At 63.9% G+C, this 24,876-nt stretch carries 23 protein-coding genes; 5 read left to right on the top strand and 18 right to left on the bottom strand.

Annotated features, from left to right (window positions below; translation table 11 throughout):
* Window positions 1–206 precede the first annotated feature (206 nt).
* Window positions 207–587, top strand: coding sequence for a hypothetical protein (locus tag Q0687_RS06250; RefSeq protein WP_298873526.1), 381 nt, complete (start codon window positions 207–209; stop codon window positions 585–587).
* An 11-nt stretch (window positions 588–598) separates the two neighbouring features.
* Here the strand turns inward: Q0687_RS06250 and Q0687_RS06245 are convergent, their stop codons facing one another.
* From Q0687_RS06245 to Q0687_RS06225, 5 genes are all read right to left on the bottom strand, one after another.
* Window positions 599–814: a hypothetical protein gene (locus Q0687_RS06245; RefSeq protein ID WP_298873524.1), complete on the bottom strand. Its 216-nt coding sequence runs from the start codon at window positions 812–814 to the stop codon at window positions 599–601.
* Between the two features lie 127 nt (window positions 815–941).
* Window positions 942–1,664, bottom strand: a complete 723-nt coding sequence (locus tag Q0687_RS06240; protein WP_298873523.1) for an SDR family NAD(P)-dependent oxidoreductase — start codon at window positions 1,662–1,664, stop codon at window positions 942–944.
* Entirely contained in the window at window positions 1,657–3,039 is a 1,383-nt protein-coding gene (locus tag Q0687_RS06235; RefSeq protein ID WP_298873520.1) for a fatty acid--CoA ligase family protein, read from the bottom strand. The genes Q0687_RS06240 and Q0687_RS06235 overlap by 8 nt, the downstream gene beginning before the upstream one ends.
* A complete protein-coding gene (locus tag Q0687_RS06230) occupies window positions 3,026–3,271 on the bottom strand; it encodes an acyl carrier protein (RefSeq protein WP_298873518.1) in 246 nt (81 codons plus the stop codon). The genes Q0687_RS06235 and Q0687_RS06230 overlap by 14 nt, the downstream gene beginning before the upstream one ends.
* Before the next feature lie 151 nt (window positions 3,272–3,422).
* Complete coding sequence (locus tag Q0687_RS06225) at window positions 3,423–5,237, bottom strand: long-chain-acyl-CoA synthetase (RefSeq protein ID WP_298873516.1); 1,815 nt, start codon at window positions 5,235–5,237, stop codon at window positions 3,423–3,425.
* Between the two features lie 209 nt (window positions 5,238–5,446).
* On the opposite strand from Q0687_RS06225, the gene Q0687_RS06220 reads away from it, so the two are divergent.
* Entirely contained in the window at window positions 5,447–6,427 is a 981-nt protein-coding gene (locus Q0687_RS06220) for a tripartite tricarboxylate transporter substrate binding protein (protein ID WP_298873514.1), read from the top strand.
* Window positions 6,428–6,477: 50 nt separating this feature from the next.
* On the opposite strand, the gene Q0687_RS06215 is transcribed toward Q0687_RS06220, so the two are convergent.
* Window positions 6,478–6,753 (bottom strand): DUF3551 domain-containing protein, encoded by a 276-nt coding sequence (locus tag Q0687_RS06215; protein WP_298873512.1) that lies wholly within the window; start codon window positions 6,751–6,753, stop codon window positions 6,478–6,480.
* Between the two features lie 429 nt (window positions 6,754–7,182).
* Between Q0687_RS06215 and Q0687_RS06210 the strand changes: the two genes are divergently transcribed.
* Window positions 7,183–10,317 carry an efflux RND transporter permease subunit gene (locus tag Q0687_RS06210; protein WP_298873510.1) on the top strand — a complete coding sequence of 1,045 codons (3,135 nt, stop codon included), beginning with the start codon at window positions 7,183–7,185 and terminating at the stop codon, window positions 10,315–10,317.
* Between the two features lie 11 nt (window positions 10,318–10,328).
* Here the strand turns inward: Q0687_RS06210 and htpG are convergent, their stop codons facing one another.
* The 5 genes from htpG to Q0687_RS06185 all read right to left on the bottom strand — a co-directional run bounded on the left by htpG (window position 10,329) and on the right by Q0687_RS06185 (window position 15,502).
* Complete coding sequence (gene htpG / locus Q0687_RS06205; protein WP_298873508.1) at window positions 10,329–12,203, bottom strand: molecular chaperone HtpG; 1,875 nt, start codon at window positions 12,201–12,203, stop codon at window positions 10,329–10,331.
* 123 nt (window positions 12,204–12,326) lie between these two features.
* Window positions 12,327–12,761: a hypothetical protein gene (locus tag Q0687_RS06200; RefSeq protein ID WP_298873505.1), complete on the bottom strand. Its 435-nt coding sequence runs from the start codon at window positions 12,759–12,761 to the stop codon at window positions 12,327–12,329.
* A gap of 283 nt (window positions 12,762–13,044) precedes the next feature.
* Entirely contained in the window at window positions 13,045–13,893 is an 849-nt protein-coding gene (locus tag Q0687_RS06195) for a lysozyme inhibitor LprI family protein (protein ID WP_298873503.1), read from the bottom strand.
* A gap of 59 nt (window positions 13,894–13,952) precedes the next feature.
* Entirely contained in the window at window positions 13,953–14,546 is a 594-nt protein-coding gene (locus Q0687_RS06190; RefSeq protein ID WP_298873501.1) for a nuclear transport factor 2 family protein, read from the bottom strand.
* A gap of 149 nt (window positions 14,547–14,695) precedes the next feature.
* A complete protein-coding gene (locus tag Q0687_RS06185) occupies window positions 14,696–15,502 on the bottom strand; it encodes a response regulator (protein WP_298873499.1) in 807 nt (268 codons plus the stop codon).
* A gap of 222 nt (window positions 15,503–15,724) precedes the next feature.
* On the opposite strand from Q0687_RS06185, the gene Q0687_RS06180 reads away from it, so the two are divergent.
* Together Q0687_RS06180 and Q0687_RS06175 are read left to right on the top strand one after the other, a co-directional pair.
* Window positions 15,725–15,958, top strand: coding sequence for a NepR family anti-sigma factor (locus Q0687_RS06180; protein ID WP_194478017.1), 234 nt, complete (start codon window positions 15,725–15,727; stop codon window positions 15,956–15,958).
* The gene (locus tag Q0687_RS06175; protein WP_092288831.1) at window positions 15,958–16,506 is read left to right on the top strand and encodes a sigma-70 family RNA polymerase sigma factor; all 549 of its coding nucleotides are present in this window, start codon (window positions 15,958–15,960) and stop codon (window positions 16,504–16,506) included. Before Q0687_RS06180 ends, Q0687_RS06175 begins: the two co-directional genes overlap by 1 nt.
* Window positions 16,507–16,577: 71 nt before the next feature.
* Here Q0687_RS06175 and Q0687_RS06170 read toward each other — a convergent pair whose 3' ends face one another.
* The 7 genes from Q0687_RS06170 to Q0687_RS06140 all read right to left on the bottom strand — a co-directional run bounded on the left by Q0687_RS06170 (window position 16,578) and on the right by Q0687_RS06140 (window position 24,871).
* Window positions 16,578–17,276 carry a nitroreductase gene (locus Q0687_RS06170; protein WP_298873484.1) on the bottom strand — a complete coding sequence of 233 codons (699 nt, stop codon included), beginning with the start codon at window positions 17,274–17,276 and terminating at the stop codon, window positions 16,578–16,580.
* Between the two features lie 16 nt (window positions 17,277–17,292).
* Window positions 17,293–18,537, bottom strand: a complete 1,245-nt coding sequence (locus Q0687_RS06165) for an acyl-CoA dehydrogenase (RefSeq protein WP_298873482.1) — start codon at window positions 18,535–18,537, stop codon at window positions 17,293–17,295.
* Between the two features lie 114 nt (window positions 18,538–18,651).
* Entirely contained in the window at window positions 18,652–19,896 is a 1,245-nt protein-coding gene (locus tag Q0687_RS06160) for an acyl-CoA dehydrogenase (protein ID WP_298873480.1), read from the bottom strand.
* A gap of 143 nt (window positions 19,897–20,039) precedes the next feature.
* Window positions 20,040–21,167, bottom strand: coding sequence for an acyl-CoA dehydrogenase family protein (locus Q0687_RS06155; protein WP_298873478.1), 1,128 nt, complete (start codon window positions 21,165–21,167; stop codon window positions 20,040–20,042).
* Window positions 21,168–21,194: 27 nt separating this feature from the next.
* The gene (locus Q0687_RS06150; protein ID WP_298873476.1) at window positions 21,195–23,066 is read right to left on the bottom strand and encodes an AMP-binding protein; all 1,872 of its coding nucleotides are present in this window, start codon (window positions 23,064–23,066) and stop codon (window positions 21,195–21,197) included.
* Between the two features lie 44 nt (window positions 23,067–23,110).
* Complete coding sequence (locus Q0687_RS06145) at window positions 23,111–23,917, bottom strand: enoyl-CoA hydratase/isomerase family protein (protein WP_298873474.1); 807 nt, start codon at window positions 23,915–23,917, stop codon at window positions 23,111–23,113.
* 195 nt (window positions 23,918–24,112) lie between these two features.
* The gene (locus Q0687_RS06140) at window positions 24,113–24,871 is read right to left on the bottom strand and encodes an SDR family NAD(P)-dependent oxidoreductase (protein ID WP_128954145.1); all 759 of its coding nucleotides are present in this window, start codon (window positions 24,869–24,871) and stop codon (window positions 24,113–24,115) included.
* Window positions 24,872–24,876 lie beyond the last annotated feature (5 nt).

Genomic DNA, 24,876 nt, shown 5'->3' with positions numbered 1-24,876 from the left:
ACGCATTCGAGCGAGATACGTGGCAGGAGCCATCCGGGTTCACCCCGAGCGGTCCCATTCGAGGCCTTGATCTTTGGCCGAAATGGTGCCGGACGACAAGGTCGCGCCGCGCCGCAATGCCGCATCTCGTCATTGATCGACATCAAACAGCAGGTCGGGGATGACGCTTACGATTGACTGTCTATGGGTGACACGGGACATCAGGGGTGTCTGACTTCGGCAACAAGGATTCCGCCCGTCCGGTACGTCGACGTACCGGCCTCGACATCATCAGTGCCGTCAAGATGCCGGAAGACCTGACTGCGGCCGTGGACGCCTGGGCCGAGACCCAGCAATTGTCGCGTGCAAGTGCGATCTGCAAACTGGTCGAGCTGGGTCTCAAGATCGCTCCGGCAGCGTCGGCCTCACAGCAAATCACCATCGCATCCGACGCCGCCAGGATCGAAGAGATCGCCGTGCACGAGATCGAGGGACTGCTCGATCCCGCCTTGCCCGCAGACGAACGCGAACGCCGCATTCGCCGTCTGACCGAAGGGCCGCCGGAGTTCTCGCATGCTCGGATTGATCTGCCGAAACCGGAGACGTGAGCGCGGCCGCGCTAGTGCAGCTTCTCGTCCTGGCGCTTGCGCAGGCTCGGCGACGGCGCGACATGACAGCCGATCAGCCGCACGAACTGCTGCGGATACATTTCGTAGCCGTGGCTGCCGGAGTTTTGATGCGACATCGGCGGGCAGCGGGCAGCGTCCAGCTTCGCAGGCGATGGCTCAGCGGATACCCGGCCTTGACTCATAGCGTTGACGCTTGGCGTTGCCATGGACTGCTCCCTTTCGTTTAGGGCAGTTCGATTGACGTACCTCAATCGATGACGTGGCATCTTACGACCAAATCCGGCTCGTTGTCATTGTGCCGGATCAACGTCCTTTTATCGGACGGGTTCCGTCTCAGGCCGTGTTCCCGGCGTCGATCGTGAACACGGTGCCGGTCACGTTGCGACCGCCGTCGCCGAGCAAATATTCAACCATGCGCGCAACGTCCTCGGTTTCGGGCAGACGTCGCAGCGCGCTACGGCCGGCGATGCGCTTGCGACCCTCGTCGGAGAGATTGTGCGTGAGCTCGGTGTCGATGAAACCGGGCGAGATTGCGTTTACGGTGATGCCGAGCTTGCCGACCTCGCGCGCGAGCGAGCGGGTAAAGCCGGTCGCCGCCGCCTTGGTCGCACCATAAACCGAGAGGCCGTTGTAGCCGGTCGTCGCGATGATCGAGGAGATGTTGATGATGCGGCCCGCGCCGTCCGCCATCATCTGGCGCGCGACATATTTGGTGAGGATGATCGGCGACAGCACGTTGAGCTGCACCAGCGCCTCGATCTCCGAATTATGCATGGTGGCGAGCAGGCCTTCGGTGCCGAGGCCGGCGTTGTTGACGAGCCCGTAAATCGGGCCGAATTCGTCGCGCACGAGCTTTGCGAACGCCGGGATCGCATCGATCACCGACAGATCACACGCGCGGAAATGCAGACGTCCCTCGGAAGCGGCGATCGCAGACTTGAGCTCGTCGCTCTCGCGCCGTGCGGCCGCGATCACGTTGTAGCCGGCACCGGCCAGGCGCTTGCCGATCGCAAGGCCAATGCCGCGGCTGCCGCCGGTGACGAGAACATTATGCATCGGTGCGCGCCAGTTTGCCGGCCGGAGTGACGTCGAGCGCCTCGACGAAGCGGATCACCGCCGGCACCTTGTGCGAGGCGAGCTGCGTGCGGCACTGATCCAGGATCTGATCGCGGATCTCTTTCGCCCGCGCTTGATCGGTGCCGTCGGCGAGGATCACGTCGGCGACGACGATGCCGCCGGTGATCGGACTCTTCCGCGACTTCGCCCGTGACATCCGCACGTCGGCGTGACGGTTGATCACCGCCTCGATCTCCTCGGGATGGACTTTCAGCCCGCCGATATTGATGATGCCGCCGCGGCGGCCGACGAAATAATAGCGGTCGCCCCGCAGCTCGACGATATCGCCACTGTCGACGAAACCATCGCCATCGGTCAGGGCCGCCGCGTTGCGTCCGATATAAGCGTGCGCCGTGCGCGTCGAACGGATGCGCAGCGAGCCGTCCACGACCTTCATCTCGACGCCATTGCGATTGCCGAGATAGCTGGCCGGAAAGCCTTCGAGCCCGTCATTGACGGCAAAGCCCACGCCGGCCTCGGTCGAGGCGTAGGCATGGCCGACGGAGGAGTCGGGGAATGCCGCTTTCAGACCGTCGAGCACCGCCTGGTCGGCGATCTCGCCGGAGAGACGGACATAGCCCGGCTTGAATTGCGCGGCCGCGCCGCTCATCAGCAGCTTGCGCCAGTGCGAGGGCGTGCCCGAGATGTGGGAGACGGCGTGCGCGTTCAGCCGGGCAACATGATCTGCGAGCGCTTCATGCGGGTCCGACAGCACCATCGAGCCGCCGGAGAGGATGGCGCGGAGGAAGATCTGCAAGCCGCCATAGCGGCGGATGTCGTAGAACGTGGCCCAGACCGGCGCAGGTCCCCTGGCCGGACCTTCGGCAACGATCGCGCCGGTGAGCGCTTCCAGCGTGTGACCGACGATCTTCGGCACGCCCGAGGTGCCCGAGGTCAGCATCAGCCATTCGGTCGCGCGCTCGGTCTTCACCGGCGTGGCGGCTTGAAGCGGCAATTGAGCGGTGACGACGAGCGAGACGCCGGTCTCAGCCCAGCGATCGGGCTCATCGGTAACGACGGCGTCGATCCCGGCATCGGCGATCAACGCGTCGAGATAGGCCGGGTTGAGATCAGGCGGGCACAGCAGCATGCGGCGCGCGATGCCGTCGAGCTCGATCATGGCAAGGCCCGAGCGGAGCTGGTCCGACAGCTTGAGCAGCACGGCGCGGCCGGACAGCTCGCGCAAGCGGTCGCCCAGCACGGTTTGCGACAGGATGTCGGTCAGCGACACGACTTCGTGCGCATCCGAGATCGTGCGGCCCTTCCGCTCCGGGCTCAGATAGTCGCGGAGCGCAAAAATCTCACGCGGGGACATTTTCGTAGGCCCGCACGAAATCACCCACGGTAGCGGGGAACGCGGCGTCCTCGGAAATGGTGAAGGGGTCGACGCCGGTCTCGTCCTCGAGACGGGCGACAAGGATCGCGAAGGCAAGCGAGTCGAAACCCGTCTCATGCAGGGACAGATCGTCCGTGAGCGCGGGAAGCGTGACGTTCTGTTCCTTGGCGATCTGCTGGATCGCCTCGATGACCTTGGACCGTACCGACATGGCTGGCTCGCCTCTTCGTTAGTTAATCGACTGTATGTCTTGCGGCGGCTCTTGATGACCGCCTCCCATGGGCGTCTGTTTACCCGACAGAAGTAAATGGCCTCTTGGACAATTCAGATAAAATTGGACCTATCTGCCGATTTTGCTGCGGCTACAGTCTGATCGTACCGTCGACGATCTGCGCAAAATGACCTGAATCGAGCGCGACATACGCGCCGGATTTCGGCTCCAGCACGAACAGCGGCTCGGCGATCGCGGCGGGGTCAAACCCTTCGCGCGCAAGGTCGCTCTTCTTCTGCTTGAAGGTCTCGGTCGCATCGAGCTCGCGCGAGATGCGGATGAAAACCGGGCGAGCATAGGCCGGCAGACGCTGAGCGAGATGAGCCGGCAGCGCTTCGATGTCAAAGCCCTCGTTAACCACGATTGCGCTCATGCCGGCACGGCCGTCAGTGCCGGGAATGCCGACGCCATAGGTCGTGGCATCGACCACGCCAGTGAAATCGCGCACGGCGTCATTGACCTCCGATGTCGCGACGTTCTCGCCCTTCCAGCGGAAGGTGTCGCCGATGCGATCTACGAAATGGAAAAATCCCTTGTCATCGAGCCGCATCAGATCGCCGGTGCGGAACCAGGCGTCACCCCTGGCGAAGACGTCGCGCAAGATCTTCTTCTCGGTCTCGCCCGCATCGGTATAGCCCTCGAAGCGGCCGCCCCCCTCCTCGGCCTTGCCGATGCGGCCAATCGCCTCGCCGGCCTCGCCGCGGGCGCAGGCGATGCAGAATCCCTCGTCATTGCGCAACGGCGCTCCGCTGTCGGGGTCAAGCTTGACGAGGCTTGCCGGAAAGCGATGCGCAAGCAGCGGCGGGATGCGGCCGATGGCGCCCGGCTGGCCCTCGACGTTGAACAGCGAGAAATTGCCTTCGGTCGCGGCATAGAATTCGAGGATGCGCGGAATGGCGAAACGGCTCTGGAAATCCTCCCAGATATCGCCGCGCAGGCCGTTGCCGCAGACCAGTCGCAGGCGATGGCGGTTCTCGTATTCCGACGGCGGCGCCTTGAGCAAATAGCGGCAGAGCTCGCCGATATATTGAAACAGCGTACAATCGTGCCTGACAATGTCGGGCCAGAAGTTCGAGGCCGAAAACTTTTCCGCGATCACCACCGATCCGCCGGCGGCCAGCATGCTGCAGGGCGCCACGATGCCGCCGACCGAATGGAACAGCGGCAGGCAGTCATAGAGCCTGTCCTGCGGCGTCGCCCCAGTGAGGCCGGCGAACCAGAAGCCCCAATTGAGGATGCGGCGATGGCTGATGCTGGCGGCCTTCGGCAGGCCGGTCGTGCCCGAGGTGTAGATCAGCAGCGCGCGGTCATCGATGGTGACGTCGCCATGCTCCTCCGGCAACAGCGGCCCGTCATCGAGCGCAGCGAGGGCGACATCGATCGCCCGCTCGCTGCGGGCGTCGCCATGGGTCCAGATCTTTGTCTCGGTCTTCAGATGCGGCGTTGCGCTGTCCAGCGTCTCCGTCAACGCGTGTGCGACGATGAGATGGGTGGGTTTTGCCACATCGATGCAATGCGCGAGCGACCGGCCGACGAGCTTGGTGTTCAGCAGAGCCACCACGCCGCCGACGCGGCTGATGCCAAGCCAGGCTGCGACGTAGTCAATGCCATTTGGCATGATCAGGCCGACTGTGTCGCCCTTGACGACGCCCACCGAGCGCGCCCACCGCGCATAGCAATTGATGCGCTTCGACAGACCGTCATAGTCGAGCGCGGCATCGTCCGTGACCAGTGCGAGCCGGTCGGGCTGGCGCCGCGCCCAATCGTCGACGACGTCAGCGAACAGCCGGCCGGGCAGCGTCTCGATCCGCGCGGTCAGCTCGATCGCCTTCAGCCAGATCTTTGAGGCCGAAGGCGCACGCGCGGCCTTGGCTTGCTCGATGACGCCAGTGGTCATGCCGTTCATTCTTTCGGGCGGTATCCGCTTGTTCCCGCAAGCTTAGCCCGCGCACTTTGCCCAGGTGTTAAGAGACAAGGTAAAACTCGGTTAGCTCTCGATTAACCGCGATCATCCTTTACCAAGTCAGCGGGATCGGCGTGCGGCCTGGCGCAATTCTTGCGATAGCAAGTCCAGTCATTCGGACGCGCCGCGCGCGCGATGAACTGGAGGCCACGATGATCAGCAGGCGACGTTTCGTTCAGACTGCCGCATGCGCCGCAGCCGCGCTTGCCGCACCGCTCGCCTTTGCGATCGGCAACCCATCCTATCCCTCGCGCAACGTGAAATGGGTGGTCCCTTACGCACCGGGCGGGGCCACCGATGTGCTGTCACGGCTGATCTGCCAGCGGCTGTCCGACCGGCTCGGGCAAACTTTTGTGGTCGAGAACAAGCCGGGGGCCGGTAGCAATATCGGAACGCAGGCCGTGATCACCTCGGCACCGGACGGATACACGCTGCTGCTGACCTCGACCGCAAACGCGATCAACGCCTCATTCGATCCGGCCCTGCCCTATGATTTTGCCAAGGGCATCGCACCGGTCGCCGGCGTCGCACGCATTCCGTTGGTGCTGGTCGTCAGCAATGATCTGCCGGTCAGAAGCGTCGCCGACTTCATCGCCTATGCCAAGGCAAATCCCGGCAAGATGTCGATCGCGTCCTCCGGCATCGGCACGTCGTTGCACCTCTCCGGCGAACTGTTCAAGTCGATGGCCGGCGTGCAGTTTACGCACGTGCCGTATCGCGGTTCCGCACCGGGCCTGACCGACGTGATGAGCGGCCAGATCCAGGGCATGTTCGACAACGTCACCTCGTCCTTCGAGCTGGTGCGGGCGGGCAAGCTGCGTGCGCTCGGCGTCACCACGCGCGAGCGTTCGGAGATCCTGGCCGACGTGCCGCCGATCGCGGACACGCTTGCGGGCTATGAGACATCGTCCTTTTACGGCGTCGGCGCGCCTCACGACACGCCGCGCGAAATCATCGATCTGCTCAATCGCGAGGTCGACGCGGCCTTGTCCGACGCGGAGATCAAGGCCCGCATCGCCGAGCTCGGCGCGATCCCGCTGCATGGCAATGCCGGCGAGTTCAGTACCATGCTCACCGCGGAGACCGAGCGCTGGCGCAAGGTGGTGGAGCTATCGGGAATCAAGAAGGAATAACCTGCGGCTCCCGCGCGAAAAGAGCACGCCGGGAGACGTACCACCGGCGATCAGTACACCTTCTTGTGACGCTTGCGGGGCTGCGGCTCGTTGAAAGCGTAGTAGGGATTGACGTCACAGGTGGCTGCGAGACCTGACGCTGTTGCGCGGCACTGCTCCAGCGACGTGAACGAGCAGTCGAACCAGTTGTTGCCGCCGCCACTCCTGCCGCCCCCCGCGTAAACGTGCATGCACACCGGATAGTGCGGATCATAGGTCTGGGCGCTGGCATCTGCCGCGACGAACAGCGTGGAAATCGCGGTGAGGGTCAGGAGAGCGAGACGCATCGGACGTTTCCTCGAATCGGTAACAACGGCAGGTGTTATGCCATTTCGATATGGCACAGTGGCGCGAAACAAGCGACCTTCGCGGCTTATACCTCTCCTGTTTGTGAGAAGCAGCAAAAACAGCGGGGCGCAGCGCCGTAACGATCCGGAACCGCGCAAGCGCTCTGCGGCTGCGCCTGCATTGCACGCATATCTCGATACGACCGTTCTTCGACAAAGGTCGCAATTCCCCGGCGCAGGAATCCGTTCACGGGCCCCGGGCGAACAGACTAGTCTTTCGACCACAACGCCGGCCCCGGACCGACGACGATCCAGGGCAATCAACAAACATATCGGCTGAAGGAAACGCACATTCGCGCTCGGGCTTATCGAGTGCGGCTCTGCCGTGCGCGGCGAGAAGATGCGCTGGCCGATCCGTGGTCCCGGGGCATGCAAAAGAGCTTCTCATCTCCCTTCATCCGCTATCCGATCGGCACCTCGCTACTGATGGCCGGCATTCTGTTCGTAGGCCTCGTAGCCTATCCGCTACTACCGGTTGCGCCGCTGCCGCAGGTCGACTTTCCGACGATCCAGGTGTCCGCCTCGCTGCCGGGCGGCAGCCCCGAGACCATGGCTTCCTCCGTGGCGCAGCCGCTCGAGCGCCAGCTCGCGCAAATCCCCGGCATCACGCAGATGACCTCGACGAGCTCGCTCGGCTCGGCATCGATCACCATCCAGTTCGATCTCAACCGGCTGATCGACGCCGCGGCCAACGACGTGCAGGCGGCAATCAACGCAGCAAGCGGCCAATTGCCGAAGAACCTGCCTTCGCCGCCGAACTACCGGAAGGTGAACCCTGCCGATTCGCCGATCATGATCCTGTCGGCAACCTCGGAGACGCTGCCTCTCACCACCGTCAGCGACCGCACCGACGCCCAGCTCGCGCAGCAGCTCAGCCAAATTCCCGGCGTCGCGCAGGTGTTTGTCGGCGGCCAGCAGAAGCCCGCGGTGCGCATCCAGATCGATCCCGCCAAGCTGGTCGCCAAGGGGCTGTCCTTGGAGGACGTGCGCAGCCAGATCGCGATCGCGACCACGGACAGCCCAAAGGGCAATATCGATGGCATCAGGCGCGCCTATACTGTCTACGCCAACGACCAGTTGCTCGAGGCCGCGCAGTGGCAGGATGTGATTATCGCCTATCGCAACGGCGCGCCTTTGCGGATTCGCGACATCGGTGAAGCGGTGTCGGGACCGGAGGACATGAAGACCGCGGCGTGGGCGGACGGCAAGCGTGGCGTGTTCCTCGTCATCTTCAAGCAACCCGGCGCCAACGTCATCGAGACGGTCAATCGCATCAAGGAGAAGCTGCCGCGGCTGATCGGAGCGATCCCGCCCGCGATCAAGATCAAGATCATCAGCGACCGCACCATCACCATCCGCGCTGCGGTCGACGACGTGCAGATCACGCTCATGATCACCATCGTGCTGGTGGTGATGGTGATCTTCATCTTCCTGCGCAGCTTCTGGGCCACGATCATCCCGAGCATCACCGTGCCGCTGGCGCTGCTCGGCGCCTGCTCGCTGATGTGGGTGTTCGGCTATTCGCTGGACAATCTCTCGCTGATGGCGCTGACCATCGCGGTCGGCTTCGTGGTCGACGACGCCATCGTGATGCTGGAGAACATCACGCGCTATGTCGAGCGCGGCGAGAACCCGGTCACCGCCGCCTACAAGGGCGCAGCCGAGATCGGCTTCACCATCGTCTCCATCAGCATCTCCCTGATCGCCGTGCTGATCCCGCTGCTGCTGATGGGCGGCATCATCGGACGGCTGTTCCGCGAATTCGCGGTGACGCTGTCGATGGCGATCTTCGTCTCGCTCGTGGTCTCGCTGAGCCTGACGCCGATGATGGCATCGCGCTTCCTGCGCTCCGATCACGAAGCCCGCCACGGCCGCTTCTACCAATGGAGCGAGCGGCTGTTCGAGCGGCTGCTCGGCGCCTATGAGCGCGGGCTCGACCTCGCGTTGCGGCACAGCCTCGTCACGCTCTGCATCTTCTTCGCCACCGTCGCCCTGTCGGGGCTGCTGTTCGTCCTGATCCCGAAGGGCTTCTTCCCGCAGCAGGACAATGGCTTTCTCACCGCTGTCTCGGAGATGCCCCAGGACATCTCCTTCGCCGAGATGAAGCGGCGGCAGGAGGAGCTCAATGCCATCGTGCAGGCCGACCCTGCCGTCGATTCCATCGCGATGTTCATCGGCGGAGGCGGCACGGCGCTGAATTCGGGGCGCATGTATGTTACGCTGAAGCCGATCGGGGAACGCGATGCCAATGCGCAACAGATCATCGCGCGACTGCGACCAAAGCTCGCCAAGGTCGAGGGCGCGCGCCTCTATATGCAGGCCTCACAAGACGTGCGTCTCGGCGGCCGTGCCACCCGCACCCAGTTCGAATTCACGCTCCAGGACGCCAATCTGTCCGAGTTGAACAGCTGGGCGCCGAAAATCCTGATGCACATGAAGGGCCTGCCGGAGCTTCATGATGTCGCCACCGACCAGCAGACCGAAGGCACCACGCTTCAGCTCACGATCAATCGCGACACGGCGGCACGCTACGGCATCCAACCGCAGTTGATCGACGACACGCTCTACGACGCGTTCGGCCAGCGCCAGGTGGCGCAGTATTTCACGCAGACCAACAGCTATCACGTGGTGCTCGAGATCACGCCTGCGCTGCAAGGCAAGCTCGACACGCTCAACAAGCTCTACATCACCTCGCCGCTGACCGGCGGCGAGGTTCCGCTCTCGGTCATCTGCAAATGGAACAACGAGCCGGTGCGGCCGCTTGCGATCGCACATCAGAGCCAGTTTCCGGCGGTGACGATCAGCTTCAACCTTGCCGAGGGCGTTGCGCTCGGACAGGCAACCGCGGCCGTCATGCGCGCGGTGAGCGAGATGGGCGCGCCACCGACGCTGTCGATGAGCTTTCAGGGGACGGCCCAGGCGTTCCAGCAATCGCTGGGCACCGTGCCGATGCTGATCCTCGCGGCGCTCGTCGTGGTCTATCTGGTGCTGGGCGTGCTCTACGAGAGCTACATCCATCCGCTGACCATCCTGTCCACGTTGCCATCGGCCGGCGTCGGTGCAATCGCGATCCTGATGATATCAGGCTTCGATTTCAGCCTGATCGCCCTGATCGGGGTCATCCTCCTGATCGGCATCGTCAAGAAGAACGGCATCATGATGGTCGATTTCGCCATCGTCGCGGAGCGCGAGCAGCACCTGACGCCGGAGCAATCGATCCGGCAGGCGGCGCTGCTGCGTTTCCGGCCCATCATGATGACGACAATGGCGGCGTTGCTCGGCGGCGTACCGCTGATGCTCGGCACCGGCACGGGTGCCGAGATCCGCCAACCGCTCGGCTACGCCATGGTCGGCGGCCTCATCGTCAGCCAGGCGCTGACCCTGTTCACGACGCCGGTCGTCTACCTCTACCTCGACCGCCTCTCCAACACGCTGTCACGCTGGATGGAGAGCAAGCCAAGCGTGGAGGAAGAGGGCGAAGAACAGAAGGATGCGGCGGAGTAGGCCGGCTCGCGTCAACCCAGCCCCTGCAACACCAGCCGGTTCAACCTTGCCGCAAACGCGGCCGGATCTTCCGGCAACTCGCCATCCAAGATCTGCGCCTGTTCGAGCAGGAGCAGGCTGAGGTCGTCGACCGTCGTGGAGCCGGCCTGGGCCCTGGTAATCGCCGTGACCATGGGGTGGCGGAGATTGATCTCCAGGATCGGCTTGGTACGCATGCCGCGGTTCTGCTGCGCCAGGATGCGCTCGAGCTCGCGGCTCGGGCCCTGGCTGTCGGCGACGAGGCACGAGGCCGAGCTGGTCAGGCGGGTCGAGGCCTTGACATCGCTGACGCGCTCGCCAAGCGCCGCCTTGATCACCGCGATGGTGGCGGCCTCATCCGCGGCGGGCTCGTCCTTCTTCGCCTCGTCCTTGTCGTCGACGCGGGGGATCAGATCGAGATTGAGATCGCCCTGGCTCAACGACTTCAGCGGCTTGCCCTCAAACTCTGATGGCATTGAGGTCCAGAACGCATCGACCGGATCGGACAGCAGCAGCACCTCAATGCCGCGTGCGGTCGCGGCCTCCAGCCGCGGGCTGGACTTCAGCCGCTCGATGCTGTCACCGACGAGATAATAGATCTCGGCCTGGTTCGGCTTGAAATCGGCGACGACGTCCTTGAGCGCGCGCTTCTCGCCTGTCGTGGTGGTGAAGCGCGACAGCGCCAGCAGCTTCTCGCGACGCTCGAAATCCTCGTAGATGCCCTCTTTCAGCACCGCACCGAAGGCCTCCCAGATCTTTGCGAAATTCTCCGCGTCCTTCTCGGCGAGGCTTTCGAGCTCGTTGACGACGCGGGTCGCCACGGCTTTGCGGATCTGCGCCAGCTGCGGATTGTTCTGCAGCATCTCGCGCGAGATGTTGAGCGGGAGATCCTCGCTGTCGACGACGCCGCGGATGAAGCGCAGATAGCCGGGCAAGAGGTCGGCATCATCCGTGATGAAGACGCGGCGGACATAGAGCTTGACGCGGCCCTTCCGGTTCGGCTCGAACAGGTCGAACGGCTTGGTCGAGGGCGCAAACAGCAGCACGGCATAGGAGTAACGCCCTTCCGCGCGGTAGTGCAGCGTCATCGCGGGATCGTCGAAGGCGGACGCGATCTGCTGATAGGCCTTCTTGTAGTCCTCAGGCGTCAGCTCGGATTTCGAGCGCTGCCACAGCGCGCTCGCCGAATTGATCTGGCGCGGCTCGCCTTCTTCCGGCGCCAGCTCGATCGGAAACAGGATGTTGTCCGAATAGGCGCTGACGATGCGCTCGATCTCGTATGTTTCGAGATATTTCTTGGCGTCGTCCTTCAGGTGCAGGACGATCTCGGTGCCACGCTTCACACGCGCCGCCTCCTCGTCGCTGGCGCGCGCGATCTCGAAGCCGGAGCCGCCTGACGAAGACCAGGTCCAGACGTCGCTCTCGCCGGCGCGGCGGCTGAGCACGACGATCTTCTCGGCGACCATGAAGGCGGAATAGAAACCGACGCCGAACTGGCCGATCAGGCCGAGGCCGTCCTTGGCCTCTTTTAGTTTCGACACGAACGCCTTGGTGCCGGAGCGGGCGATGGTGCCGAGATGGTCTATCAGCTCCTGCCGCTCCATGCCGATGCCGTTGTCGGCAATGGTCAGCGTTGCGGCCGCCTTGTTCGGGATAATGCGGATCTTGAGCGCATCCCCCTCGCCCAGCAGCGCCGGATTGGCGATCGCTTCATAGCGCAGCTTGTCACAGGCATCCGAGGCGTTGGAGACGAGCTCGCGCAGGAAGATGTCGGTCTCCGAGTAAACGGAATGCACCATCAGGTGCAGCAGCTCGGAAACCTCGGCTTGGAAAGGCTGCGTATGCGTGGCCGTATCGGACGTCATCATGCGTTTACCCGGTCAATCAGAAATGGAGAAAGCCGGGATATAACGCGATGGGATAGCGGATCAAGGGGATGCGCAGAGCCGCCCTCCGGGCAGGAGGGCGCTATGGCGCGAGGGCGGCGTCGATCAGGTCACGCAGCGGCCGGGCTGCAGCAGCTTGGCGACCTCGGTCAGGGAGCTGACCATCGGCTCGCAGGCGATCGTGGGCTTGCGGCCCGGCGTCAGCAGCAGCGGCGTCGGCTTGGCGTTGCCGGTCTCGATGGTCGCGGGGACCCGCAGCAGCACGGACGTATCGGCAAGGTCGTTCAGCCGCATCGAGACCGTACGGGTCGGAACCGCCGCCGGCTTGAGGTCGGCGAGCCGGTCGGACTTGCCGGCGCGGTTGACGTTATGATTGGCGAGGTTGCGGCCCGATTGATTGGCGACCGCTTCCCAGCGGTCGGCCAGATCGTGGCCGGAGGCTAGTTGCATGGCACCAACCTGGACGGCGCCGACCTGCACAGCACCAAGCGTCGCGACGAGTGCGACGGCACCAAAAAATACCTTTTGAATCTGTGACATGACGATCGATCCCTCGCCCCATGGCGATCGCGGGAACAACGCGAGGGAAGGACCAGAGTTTCCCACAGGTTAAGATCACTTAACCGTGTGCCAAATTCACGCCGGGCCGCACAAAAATCGGCAAAAAAATTTGCCACCGGCTGGAACGTCTCTCGTGCCTGGGAGTCGTCTCAACAGCCGGCTATTCCCCCCTGCCCCATAAGCCGGCGACGTAGGGCGCGACTGTGGTGATGCCAGTCGCGCCTTACTTTTGTCTGGGGGCGGCTTTTGGCCCGACGCCGAACTATGGGGTCTTGCCCACGGGAGACGGATCGGGCCGCTTCAAATCCGCCCGCGGATAGTTCGGAGCGAACAGACAATCCTGCATCCAGGGCTCATCATAACCAGCAGGGCCGTCGGGGTCATATTTCCAGAGGCTGCCAAGGCGCGGTGGAGCGAGATCACCGGGAGATATCTGAGGGTTCGTGTCCCAATGAGCGGCGGCCCCGACGTCCGGGTCTGGGCAGCTATGCCCTTCATACCCTGTGTAGCAACTCGCGACTGGTCTGGCTTCGCCATTCGTCACAACGCTGACCAGCCGTCGTTCAGTCGTGTGACCGCTGGCCCACTCCTCTCCGACACTACAGATTCGGTCCTTGTGCTGGCGATGCGTAGAAATCCAGCAGGCATACTCCCAGTGACCATAGCGTGGGGGCATAAAGCCGCAGGGACCCTCATAGCCTGCGAGCGGTCCACCGCTGTCCTTGGACGCGACTTTTCGCTGAAGCTCCATCCTGCGGATGGGCTCGTTTCCTTTCAGGAAGTCGAGACGATCCTTCGTGATCTTCAGCAACACCTTGCGATCGTCGGGCTCTTCGTCTTGCTCCCCATCGATTCTCGGAACGCCACCCGAACGCGCCTCGATCCATCGCCGCTGACTGCGTACGAGTCCCTCGCGGAAGTCCGGGTCCGTTGTCCGGCGCAGCAACGCGAAGTAGGCGGCGCTCATCGCCGCATCCGCCTCCCTCGCCTCCGGAGAAGAGCAGATGAGCTTCTCAGCCTTCAGCGCCGCCTTCGCGCAGTCAAGCGCGTGAACGACACTTGGCGAAATGACGGCGCAAACGGTCAGCGCCAGAACGAAAGCAGGTTTCATTGCCATGTCCAAGGGAAGGGCTCGTCAAACCAGGATCCGACCGTGTCTGGGGCCCACTTTCACTTGCCCGCCAGCCAATCCCGCCCCTCGCCATAGAGCTTCTCGACCTCGGGGCCGATCAGCCCGGGCATATCGCGCTTGACCTTGTAGCCGATCAGCTCCTGCATGTAGGCGAGATGGCGATAACCTTCGGGCAGCGCAGCGAGCGCCTGCTGGTCGAGGCGAAGCGTCGCGGCGGGATCGACCGGGTCGATCCTGTCCTTCTCGTAGATCGGCTGGCGGCGGACGATGCCCCACCGGCCCTTTCGCTTCTCGAGGAAATCATAGAAGCGTCCGGTGCAGACGACGTCGCAGAGCACGTCGTGCACCAGGGCCCGCTGCGAGATCGTCATCTTGGTTTGCGCAATGGCACGCTCGCCCGAGAGGTCGATACTGGTGCCGCCGAGGAAGTGCAGGATGCGTACGCCCTTGGCAAAGCCCTCCTGGCTGACGCGCATGAAGTCCCGCGCCGGTCCCTGAAACCAGGTCGCAGACATCCAGCCTTCCTCGTGCCAGACGGTGGCAAAGCGCTCCCAGTCGCCGGCATCGCGCCACAGCGCCCAGTTCTCGACGAGGTCGCGGATGGCGAGGCGGTCGAGCAGTTGCTGGTCCATCGGCACATCTCCAATTGGTGCAATGCGCGAGGTATGGGCGGCGAACGCGACACCCGTCAAGCGGGCACGAAAAATCCGGCGTGCCTCGCAGCACGCCGGATCCAATCACCTCGTCAGACAGCGGCGCTTCTTACGCCGCGGGCGCCTTGTCAGGCCGCGGGCGCTTTCGGCGCGCGGTTGCGCGAGTTGCGCTGGAAGAACAGCGCCTGGCTCGCCACGGCAGACACCATCGCGGGCTGGAACGGCTTTGAGATCAGGAAGGCCGGCTCGGGGCGCTCGCCGGTGAGGAAGCGCTCGGGATAGGCGGTGATGAACACCACCGGCACCTCGAAGGTGCGGAGCAGCTCGTTGACGGCGTCAAGGCCCGACGAGCCGTCGGCAAGCTGGATATCGGCGAGGATGAGGCCAGGCCGCTTGTTCTTGGCCAGCGCCACGGCATCGGCATGGGTGCGCGCCACACCGACGACGTTGTGGCCGAGATTCTTCACCAGGCTCTCGAGGTCCATGGCGATGAAAGTCTCGTCCTCGATGATCAGCACGTCGGTGGCGATCTCTGCCGCCATCTCGCGGCCGGCGGCATCGGCCAGCCGGCGCGTCTCGGCAACATCGGTGCCGAGGACAAAGGCGACTTCCTCTTCCGAAAAGCCCTCGAGCGAGAGCAACAGAAAGGCCTGCCGCGGCAGCGGCGTGATATTGGACAGCCGGCGTTCCGGCGGCATCGGCAGCGTCGTGACCTCGGAATCGTCATTGACCGAAACCGAATTCCAGATCTGGGTGAACAGGCGAAACAGGCCGGCCCGCGGCCCATGACTCTCGTCGAGCACGCTGGGATCTCCAAGCATGGCTTCCAACATGGCTGCGACATAGGCGTCGCCGGAGGCCTGGCTGCCCGTCAGGGCGCGCGCATACCGGCGCAACAACGGCAAGTGTTCAGCAACGAGCTGTGAACGGGACATCCCCACTCCATTCATCATCGGGCCAACCTTGAAGAACCAGGCAATATGAGGGGAGGCCCGGGTTCCCCTGCTGGGGCTGATTACGCCTCAGGATAAGAAAAGTTCCCGTTGGCTGGGAACTTTTTGTCGAACCTGGAATTGAACTCGTCCAGGGAACGGCTCCCGGTTGAGAAAACTTCTCTATTTTGCAGTCACTTAACTCGGGGAAACGTGGAACAGGTCATGAAAGATCTCAAGTCTCAAGCCAGCAAAAGCACGACCCCCGGCAAGGGAGGCCTCACTCCGGAGATCCAATCCCGGATCGGCCATCAACTGCGCGCGATGTATGATGACGTCGTGCGGCAAGGGGTTCCGGACCGGTTCGCGGAGCTCATCAAAAAGCTTGATGCGCCGGGAGGTGGTTCTCCAAACGAGAATGGGGCTGGGGGCTCCAACGACAACAATGGGAGGGACTAATGCCTCTCACGAACTCCCTGCGTGACGACATTCTGGCGGCCGTGCCAAGCCTGCGCGCGTTCGCCATATCGCTCAGCGGCAACGCCGACCGCGCCGACGATCTGGTGCAGGAGACGCTGCTCCGCGCTCTCGCCAACATCGACTCGTTCCAGCCCGGCTCCAATCTGCCGGCGTGGCTGTTCACGATCCTGCGCAACCTGTTCCGCTCCGACTATCGCAAGCGGCGCCGCGAGGTCGAGGATGCCGAGGGCAACTATGCCAAGACGCTGAAGACGCAGCCTTCGCAGAACGCCCATCTCGAGTTCGAGGAGTTTCGCACCGCGCTCGACAAGCTTCCGCAGGACCAGCGCGAAGCCTTGATCCTGGTCGGGGCCTCCGGCTTCTCCTATGAGGACGCGGCCTCAATCTGCGGCTGTGCGGTCGGCACCATCAAGAGCCGCGTCAACCGCGCGCGCTCGAAGCTCGCCGCGCTGCTCTATGTCGACGGCGCCGAGGATTTCGGGCCCGACGAGACCGTGCGCGCCGTGATCGGCGGCAGCGGCGGATAGCGCGTCAATCGACTGAAGGCGACAGCTCGCGAAGGCGGCCGTTTGCGCGGCCGTCTTCGTGCGCGCGCGAGTTACTTCTCGACGAACGTCACCGTCTCGGCGACTGATGCGCGCGAGGTACGGTAACTGTTCACCTTGTGTGCGTGGTCGGCGTAGCCGAACGAGATGCCGCAGACGACGCGGCGATCGTCCGGCAAATTGAAGTGACGGCGGATCAGGCCGGAATGACGCGCCAAAGCGGCCTGCGGGATCGTGCCGAGGCCGAGCGCTTGCGCGGCAAGCATGAAGTTCGAGACATAGGCACCGCAGTCGATCGCACCGTAGATGCCGAGCGGCTCGTTGGTGTGAATGATCGCGACATGCGGCGCGCCGAAGAAATTGTAGTTCTCCAGCGCCTGCTTGGCGTAAGCGCTTCTGTCGCCCCTGACGATGCCGAGCGTGTTGTAGAGCTGAAATCCGCTCTCCCGGCGGCGCTCGAGATAGACGCCGACATATTCGCGCGGCGGCGTGAAATCATAATCGTCGCCGAGGCCGCCTGATGCCTCCTTGTAGATCAGCTGGCGGAAACGCTCCTTGGCTTCGCCGCTGGCGATGATGACCTGCCAGGGCTGGCTGTTGCACCAGGACGCGGTGCGCTGCGCGGTCGTCAGCACGTGCTCGATGGTGGAGCGGTCGACTTCTTTCGGCAGGAAGGCGCGCACGGAGTAGCGCTCGTTGAGCAGCTCTTCGAGCACGCCGATGCGGTCGGCCTGGTTCACTTTTGCATCCATGGATCAGCTCGCGCTCTCACCGCCCCTTGGTGGGAATCTTGTTGTAGGGCACATCCTTGTCGACGCGGATATCCCCAGGAAGACCCAGCACGCGCTCGGCGATGATGTTGCGCAGGATCTCATCGGTGCCACCAGCGATGCGCATCGATGGCGAGGACAGCAGCATCTGCTGGAACTGGCCGTGCACCGTCTCCTCGTCCGCGCCGGTGAGAACACCCGCCGCGCCTTGCAGGTCCATGGCGTAGGTCGCGATGTCCTGCAGCATCATGCCGGAGACGAGCTTGCCGATCGAGTTCTCCGGGCCCGGCCGCTCACCCTTCGACAGCGCCGAGATCGCGCGATAGCTGGTATATTTCAGCCCGCTCGACTTCACGGCCCAGCTCGCAAGCTTCGAGCGCACCGCGGGATCGTCGATGGCGAGACCATCCTCCAGCATCAGGTTCGAGCAGAACTCGAACATTTCAGGCACTCCGGTCGCAAGCCGCGCGCCGATCGACATGCGCTCGTTCATCAGCGTGGTCAGCGACACGCTCCAGCCCTCGCCGACGGCGCCTAACCGCTGGCTGTCCGGAATCACGACGTCGGTGAAATAGACCTCGTTGAACTCCTGCATGCCGTTGGCCTGCCTGATCGGCCGCACCTCGACCCCCTCGCTCTTCATGTCCAGGAAGAACATGGTGAGGCCTTTGTGCTTGGGCACATTTGGATCGGTGCGCGCGATCAACAGGCCGTAATCGGAGTAGTGCGCGCCCGAGGTCCAGATCTTCTGACCGTTGACGACCCAGTTGTCGCCCTTCTTTTCGGCGCGCGTGCGCAGGCCCGCGACATCGGAGCCGGCCGACGGCTCGGAGAACAGCTGACACCAGATCTCCTCGCCCGAGGCGAGCTTCGGCAAGTACCGGCGCTTGGCGTCCTCGCTGCCCCAGGCCATTACGGTCGGACCACACATGCCTTCGCCAATCTGGAACGGCTGCGTCAGCTTGCCGTAGACGCCCTCTTCCTGCTGCCAGATCACGCGCTCGATCGGCGTTGCGCCACGGCCGCCATATTCCCTAGGCCAGTGCAGGCAGGCCCAGCCGCCTTCGGCCTTCTTCTTCTGCCAGGCCTTGCCGACCTCGACCATGTCATGCTTCGCAAGCCTGATGCGGCCGAGCGAAGATTTTGACAGCTCCTGCTCGAACTCTTTCGGCGCATTGGCGGCGATCCACTTGCGTGCAGTCTCACGGAATGCGGCTTCCTGCGGGGTGTCGTCGAAATTCATGGCGCTTCCCTTTTTGTCATTCCGGGGCGCGCAACGCGCGAACCCGGAAGCCAGAGGTTACCTACACATCTCGAGATTCCGGGTTCGGCTCTTCGAGCCGCCCCGGAATGACGGCTAATTTCTTCCCTTGGTCGGGATCTTGTTGAACGGCACGTCCTTGTCGACCCTGATATCACCGGGCAGGCCCAGCACCCGCTCGGCGATGATGTTGCGCATGATCTCGTCGGTGCCGCCTTCGACGCGGGTCCCGGGCGCACGCAGCAGCATCGCCTGGAAACGGCCCGCGAGCTCGGCATCCTCGCCGCTGACCACGCCGCCGGCGCCCTGCAAGTCCAGTGCGTAGGTGGCGACGTCCTGGATCATCGAGCCCGCGACCAGCTTGCCGATGGAGTTTTCCGGCCCTGGCCGTTCGCCCCGCGACAGCGCCGAGATCGCGCGCATGCTGGTGTATTTCAGCCCGCTCGCTTTCACGGCCCAGTTGGCGAGCTTCGAGCGCACCGCGCGATCCTCGATCGCCGGACCGTCGTCGAGCATCAGGCTGGAGCAATATTCGAAGAGTTCCGGGAAACCGGTCGAAACGGCCGCACCGATCGCGCTGCGCTCGTTCATCAGGGTCGTCAGCGAGACGTTCCAGCCGTCACCGACCTCGCCAAGGCGCTGATGGTCTGGGATGCGGACATCAGTGAAATAGACCTCGTTGAAGTCCGAAGCGCCGCTCGCCTGCTTGATCGGCCGCACCTCGACGCCCGGGCTCTTCATGTCTAGGAAGAACATGGTGAGACCCTTGTGTTTGGGCACGGTGGGATCGGTGCGCGTCAGCAGGATGCCGTAGTCGGAATAATGCGCGCCCGAGGTCCAGATCTTCTGGCCGTTGATGACCCAGTCGTCGCCGTCCTTTTCTGCGCGCGTCCGCAGACCTGCGACGTCGGAGCCGCCGGCCGGCTCGGAGAACAGCTGGCACCAGACCTTCTCGCCGGAGGCGAGCGGCGGCAAATATGTCCGCTTATGCTCCTCGCGCGCGAACGCCATCATGGTCGGCCCGCACATGCCGTGGCCGATGATAAACATGCGGGACAGCTGGCCGAACGGCCCTTCTTCCTGCGACCAGATCACACGCTCGATCGGCGAGGCGCCACGGCCGCCATATTCCTTCGGCCAGTGCAGACAGGCCCAGCCGGCGTCGGCCTTCTTCTTCTGCCAGGCTTTTGCCACCTCGAGAATGTTGGCGTTCTTGAGCACCGTGCGGCCGAGCGAGGATTTGCGCAGCTCGTCTTCGTACTGCTTGGGCGCGTTGGCACCGATCCAGACGCGGGCGGTAGCGCGGAACTCGGCTTCCTGCGGGGTGTCGTCGAAATTCATGGTCTCATCTCTCGGTTTCGTTCCCCGGACGCTGCGCAGCACGAAGTGGTGCGCTGCAGATCCGGGGTCCATTGCGGCCCCTGGGTCCCGGCTCTGCGAAGCGGCATTGCATGCCGCATCGCGTCCGGGACACGAGCCGCGGATTACGCCGCGTTCTTCTTGCGCATGCGGTCGATCAGCTGGTCTTCCCAATAGGACAGGCTGCCAAGCCCGAGCGCCATCGCATTGGCGCGGCGGTAGTACATGTGGCAGTCGAACTCCCAGGTGAAACCCATGCCGCCGTGAACCTGGATGTTGTTCTTGGCGCAGTGCTGGAACGCCTGCGTCGCACTGATGCGCGCGGCGGCGGCGGCTTCCGGCAGCTCGGCCGCGTTGGTCGAAAGCGCCCAGGCGCCGTAATAGCTGTTGGAACGCGCCAGCGTCGCCGAGACATACATGTCGGCCAGCATGTGCTTGATCGCCTGGAATGAGCCGATCTGGCGGCCGAAGGCGATGCGGTCGAGCGCGTAGTCACGGCCCATCTCCAGAGCGCGGTCAGCGCCGCCGACCTGCTCGAACGCACACAACACCGCGGCGCGATCGAGCACCTGGGCCAGGATGCTCCAGCCCTCCCCGGCAGCGCCGAGCGGCTCGGCCTTGCAATCTCTAAAGGTGATCTCGGCCTGTCCGCGAGTCGGATCGAGATTGGTGAGGCTCTTCACCTCAACACCGCCAGCCTTGAGGTCGACCAGGAACAGCGAAATGTCGCTGTCGCGGCCGCCCGAACCGGTGCGCGCCGCAACCACCGCGAAGTCGGCGATCGCACCATCAGCGACCGGCTTCTTGACGCCGTTCAGCACGCCATTCGCAGCCGCCAGCTTGACGTTCTTCGGCGCGGGATTGCCCTTGCCCTCGAACAGCGCCAGCGTGCCGATCGCTTCGCCGGAAGCGATCGCGGGCAGCCACTTCTTCTTTTGCGCGTCGCTGCCGGCGATCAACAGCGCTTCCGCCGCGAGATAGACGGTCGAGGAGAACGGCACCGGCGCATTGGCCCGGCCCATCTCCTCCGCAATGACGCAAAGCTCGAGATGGCCGGCGCCAGCGCCACCGAACTCCTCGGGAATCGCAACGCCGAGAAAACCCATCTCGGCAAGGCCCTTCCACAGCTCCTTATCGTAGGGCGCCTTGCCGTCGAGCACGACGCGCACCGCCTTGGGCGAGCATTTTTCGGCGAGGAATTTGCGCGCCTGGTCGCGGAGCTGCTTCTGGTCGTCAGAGAAATCGAAATTCATGGCGCGTACCCGTGTTGATGATGTCGACTACTTGAGAATGATGACGTCTTGATCCGGTTTGTCGGCATAGAGCCGCTCGACCAGCGCCGCGCGGCGTTCGAGGCCGGCCCGCTGGTTGATGTAGCCCTTGTCCGTGAGCTCGTTGCCGTCGATCGAGGGCGGCTCGGCCATCAGCATGGCGCGCGCGATGATGCGGCTGCTGGCGCCTTCACACTCCTTGTTGTGAGTCTGGAGCCCGCGCTTGAAGCAGGCGATCACATCAGGGTGCTTCACCGCATCCTCGAAGCTGAGATCGGGATTGCCGACGAGCTGCCGGCAGGCGTGCAAATTCGGCCAGGCAAGCAGCCCGATGAAAGGGCGATCCTGTCCCGCGACCAGCGCGTCATGCACGACCGGTGTTGCGGCCGCGATCGCGTCGGTGCGGAGCGAGCCGACATGCACGAAGGTGCCGGTGGTGAGCTTGAAGTCTTCGACCACGCGGCCGGCGAAGATGATGCCCTTCACCGGATCGGCATCGTCGACGAAGATACCGGCGTCGCCGATGCAGTAGAATCCTTCCTCGTCGAACATCTTCTTCGTCAGCTCCGGCTGGCCGAAATAGCCAGGCGTGACGTTGACGCCGCGCAGGCGCAGCTCGTATTTCGAGCGGCACGGCACCATCTTCAGCTCGACGCCCGGGAACGGCAGGCCGATCAGGCCGACACGCTCGGTGTCCCAATAGGTGCCGGTCGAGGTCGGTGCGGTCTCGGTCGAGCCCCAGCCGGTGTAGAACACGATACGCTCGCCGGTGGTCTTCACGGCGAGGGCCTGCATGCGGTCGTAGAGATCATCGGGCAGCCGCGCACCGCCATAGGCCATGATCGACAGGTTCTTGAAGAAGGATCGGCACAGCGCGTCGTCCTTCTCCATCGCGGCAGCGAGTGCGGCATAGCCTGCCGGCACATTGGCGTAATAGGTCGGCGAGATCTCGCGCAGGTTCTTGATGGTCTCTTCGAGCTGCCCCGGCATCGGCCGTCCGTCGTCGATATAGAGCGTCCCGCCGTCGACGAGCACCGGATGGAACGCGGCATTGCCGCCCATGGTGTGATTCCACGGCATCCAGTCGAGCACGGTCGCGAGCGGGCCGCCCGGCGTGCGCGGTCGCACCTGCATCATCATCGCGGCGTTGGCGCACATCATTTCCTGCGTGTTGATGACGGCCTTGGGCATACCGGTCGAGCCCGATGTAAATAGCAGCTTGCCCACGGTGTCGGGCGTGATCTTTGCGATCGACGCCTCGACATCAGCCGTCACTGGCGTCGCGGCGAGCTCGGCAAAACTGACGCTCTTAACGCCTTCACAGGGCCGCACGACGTGAACGACGGTGACGCCGGCGAGATCGAGCGCGCTCAGCGCCTTCTCGAAGGTCGGGCCGTCCTGCACCATCACCACGGCCGGCTTGATCAGGTCGAACAGGTACTTCAGCTTGACGTGATCGTGGCTCATCAGCGAGTAGGCCGGCGACACCGGCGCGGCGGGCGAGCGCGCCTGCATCGCGGCCTGCGTCATCAGCGCATGCTCGATCGAATTGCCAGACAGGATCGCAACCGGGCGTCCGTCGAGCTGGAGATTGAGGAGCGCCTGGGTCAGCGCATCGACGGCGCGCTTGGCTTCACCGTAGGAGACCTTGCGCCATTCGCGGTTTGGTCCGCCGCGCTGCGCCAGCCAGATGCGCTCGGGCGCTTCCTTCGCCCATTTCGCTAGCGAGGCCGGAAGATGCTTCTCATAAGGCTGCAGTGGAATGCGCGACTTCAGCACCACCGTGCCGTCAGCGCGGCGCTCGACATCGATATCGCGCGCCAGCCACTCGACCTTGCGAAAGGCGGGCTTCGCCATCACCGCCGCCGCGCTTCCACTCATTTTGCGTCTCCCGGAATTATTGTCCTTCGCGGATCTTCGTTGTTTCAGCGTTTGATATAGACAGGCTTTCGCTTCTCAAGGAAGGCCCTGATGCCTTCCGAAAACTCCTCGGAGCGGCTGCACAGGACCTGGTTGCGGTCCTCCATCGCGATCGCGGCTTCCAGCGATCCCGCATCGACGCTCATGTTGAGACATTCTTTCGACAAGCGCAGCCCCACGGGCGAGGCCGTCATCATCGCGTCGACATAAGGCTCGGCGGCTTCATCGAGCTTGTCCTCGTCGACGACTTCCGAGACGAGCCCGACGGCAAGCGCGCGTTCGGCGCCGATGAACCGTCCAGTGAGGATCAACTCCGACGCCACGGAAACACCAACGAGCCGCGGCAGAAAATAGCTGGTGCCAATGTCGCAGCCGCCAAGGCCGAGCTTGATGAAGGCACAGTTCATCCGCGCCGATTTCGTCGCGATGCGGATGTCAGAAGCGAGCGCCAGCGCAAAGCCGCCGCCAGCTGCCGCGCCCTGCACCAGCGACAGGATCGGCTGGGGACAGCGCCGCATCAGCATCACGATGTCGGCGATACGTCGCTGCGAGTCCAGCGACTCGGTGACGCCGGGCGGCTCCTGCTGTCCCGCGCGCCGCTGCATCGCGGCCTTGAGGTCGAGACCGGCGCAGAAATTCTTGCCCGCGCCCTTCAGCACGACGACACGCGTGTCGCGATTACGCTGGAGCCCCTGGAAGTAGGCGTTGAGCGCGTCGATCAGCGACGGATCAAGCGCATTTAGACTGTCCGGACGATTGAGCGTCACCCGGTCGACGCCGTCGTCATGCTCGATCAGCAGCGGTTGGGACATACGCGATTTTCCTCCATCCGCAACGATGGTGCCGATTGCTGCGCCCTCTCCCCTTGTGGGAGAGGGCATGTACATCGCTGACCAAGAACTCGCTTGGGTGAGGGGTCCATCTCCACAGATGAGATCGCGGAGGGAAACCCCTCATCCGGCGCTTCGCGCCACCTTCTCCCACAGGGGGAGAAGGGAAGAAAAACCCTACCGCGGGGCCATGCGGATGGCGCCGTCGAGACGGATGGTCTCGCCGTTGAGCATCGCGTTCTCGACGATGTGCACGGCGAGCGCGCCGTACTCCTTGGCATCGCCAAGGCGCGAGGGATGCGGCACCTGGGCGCCGAGGCTCTTGCGGGCTTCCTCGTTCAGGCCCATCAGCAGCGGCGTGAAGAACAGGCCGGGCGCGATGGTGTTGACGCGGATCTTCTGGCTGGCGAGGTCGCGCGCGGCCGGCAGCGTGAGCCCGACGACGCCGCCCTTCGAGGCCGAATAGGCGATCTGGCCGATCTGGCCTTCATAGGCCGCCACCGAGGCGGTGTTGATGATGACGCCGCGCTCTTCACCGACAGGCTCGATGGTGACGAGGCGCTCGGCGAACAGGCGCAGGCAGTTGAACGTGCCGATCAAATTGACGTTGATGATGCGCGCGAATTTTTCGAGGGGATAGACGCCGTCGCGACCGACGATTCGCTGCGAGCCGCCGATGCCGGCGCAGTTCATCAGCACGCGGGCGACGCCATGCGCAGCTTCGGCCTTGGCGATCGCCGCCTTGATCTGCTCTTCGCTGGTGACGTCGGCATGCAGCGCGACGCCCTTCACCTCCGCGGCGACCTTCTCGGCGTTCTCCTTGTTCTGGTCGATCACGCCGATCTTGGCGCCCTTGGCCGCCATGGCGCGCGCGGTCGCTTCGCCGAGACCCGAACCACCGCCGGTGATGAGAACGGCTACGTCTTTCAATTCCATGACAG

Origin of the sequence: uncultured Bradyrhizobium sp. (genome assembly GCF_936928535.1) — a bacterium.
Lineage (GTDB): Bacteria > Pseudomonadota > Alphaproteobacteria > Rhizobiales > Xanthobacteraceae > Bradyrhizobium.
The sequence above is the reverse complement of the archived record's forward strand: the minus strand, read 5'-3'. Positions and strand labels throughout refer to the sequence as shown.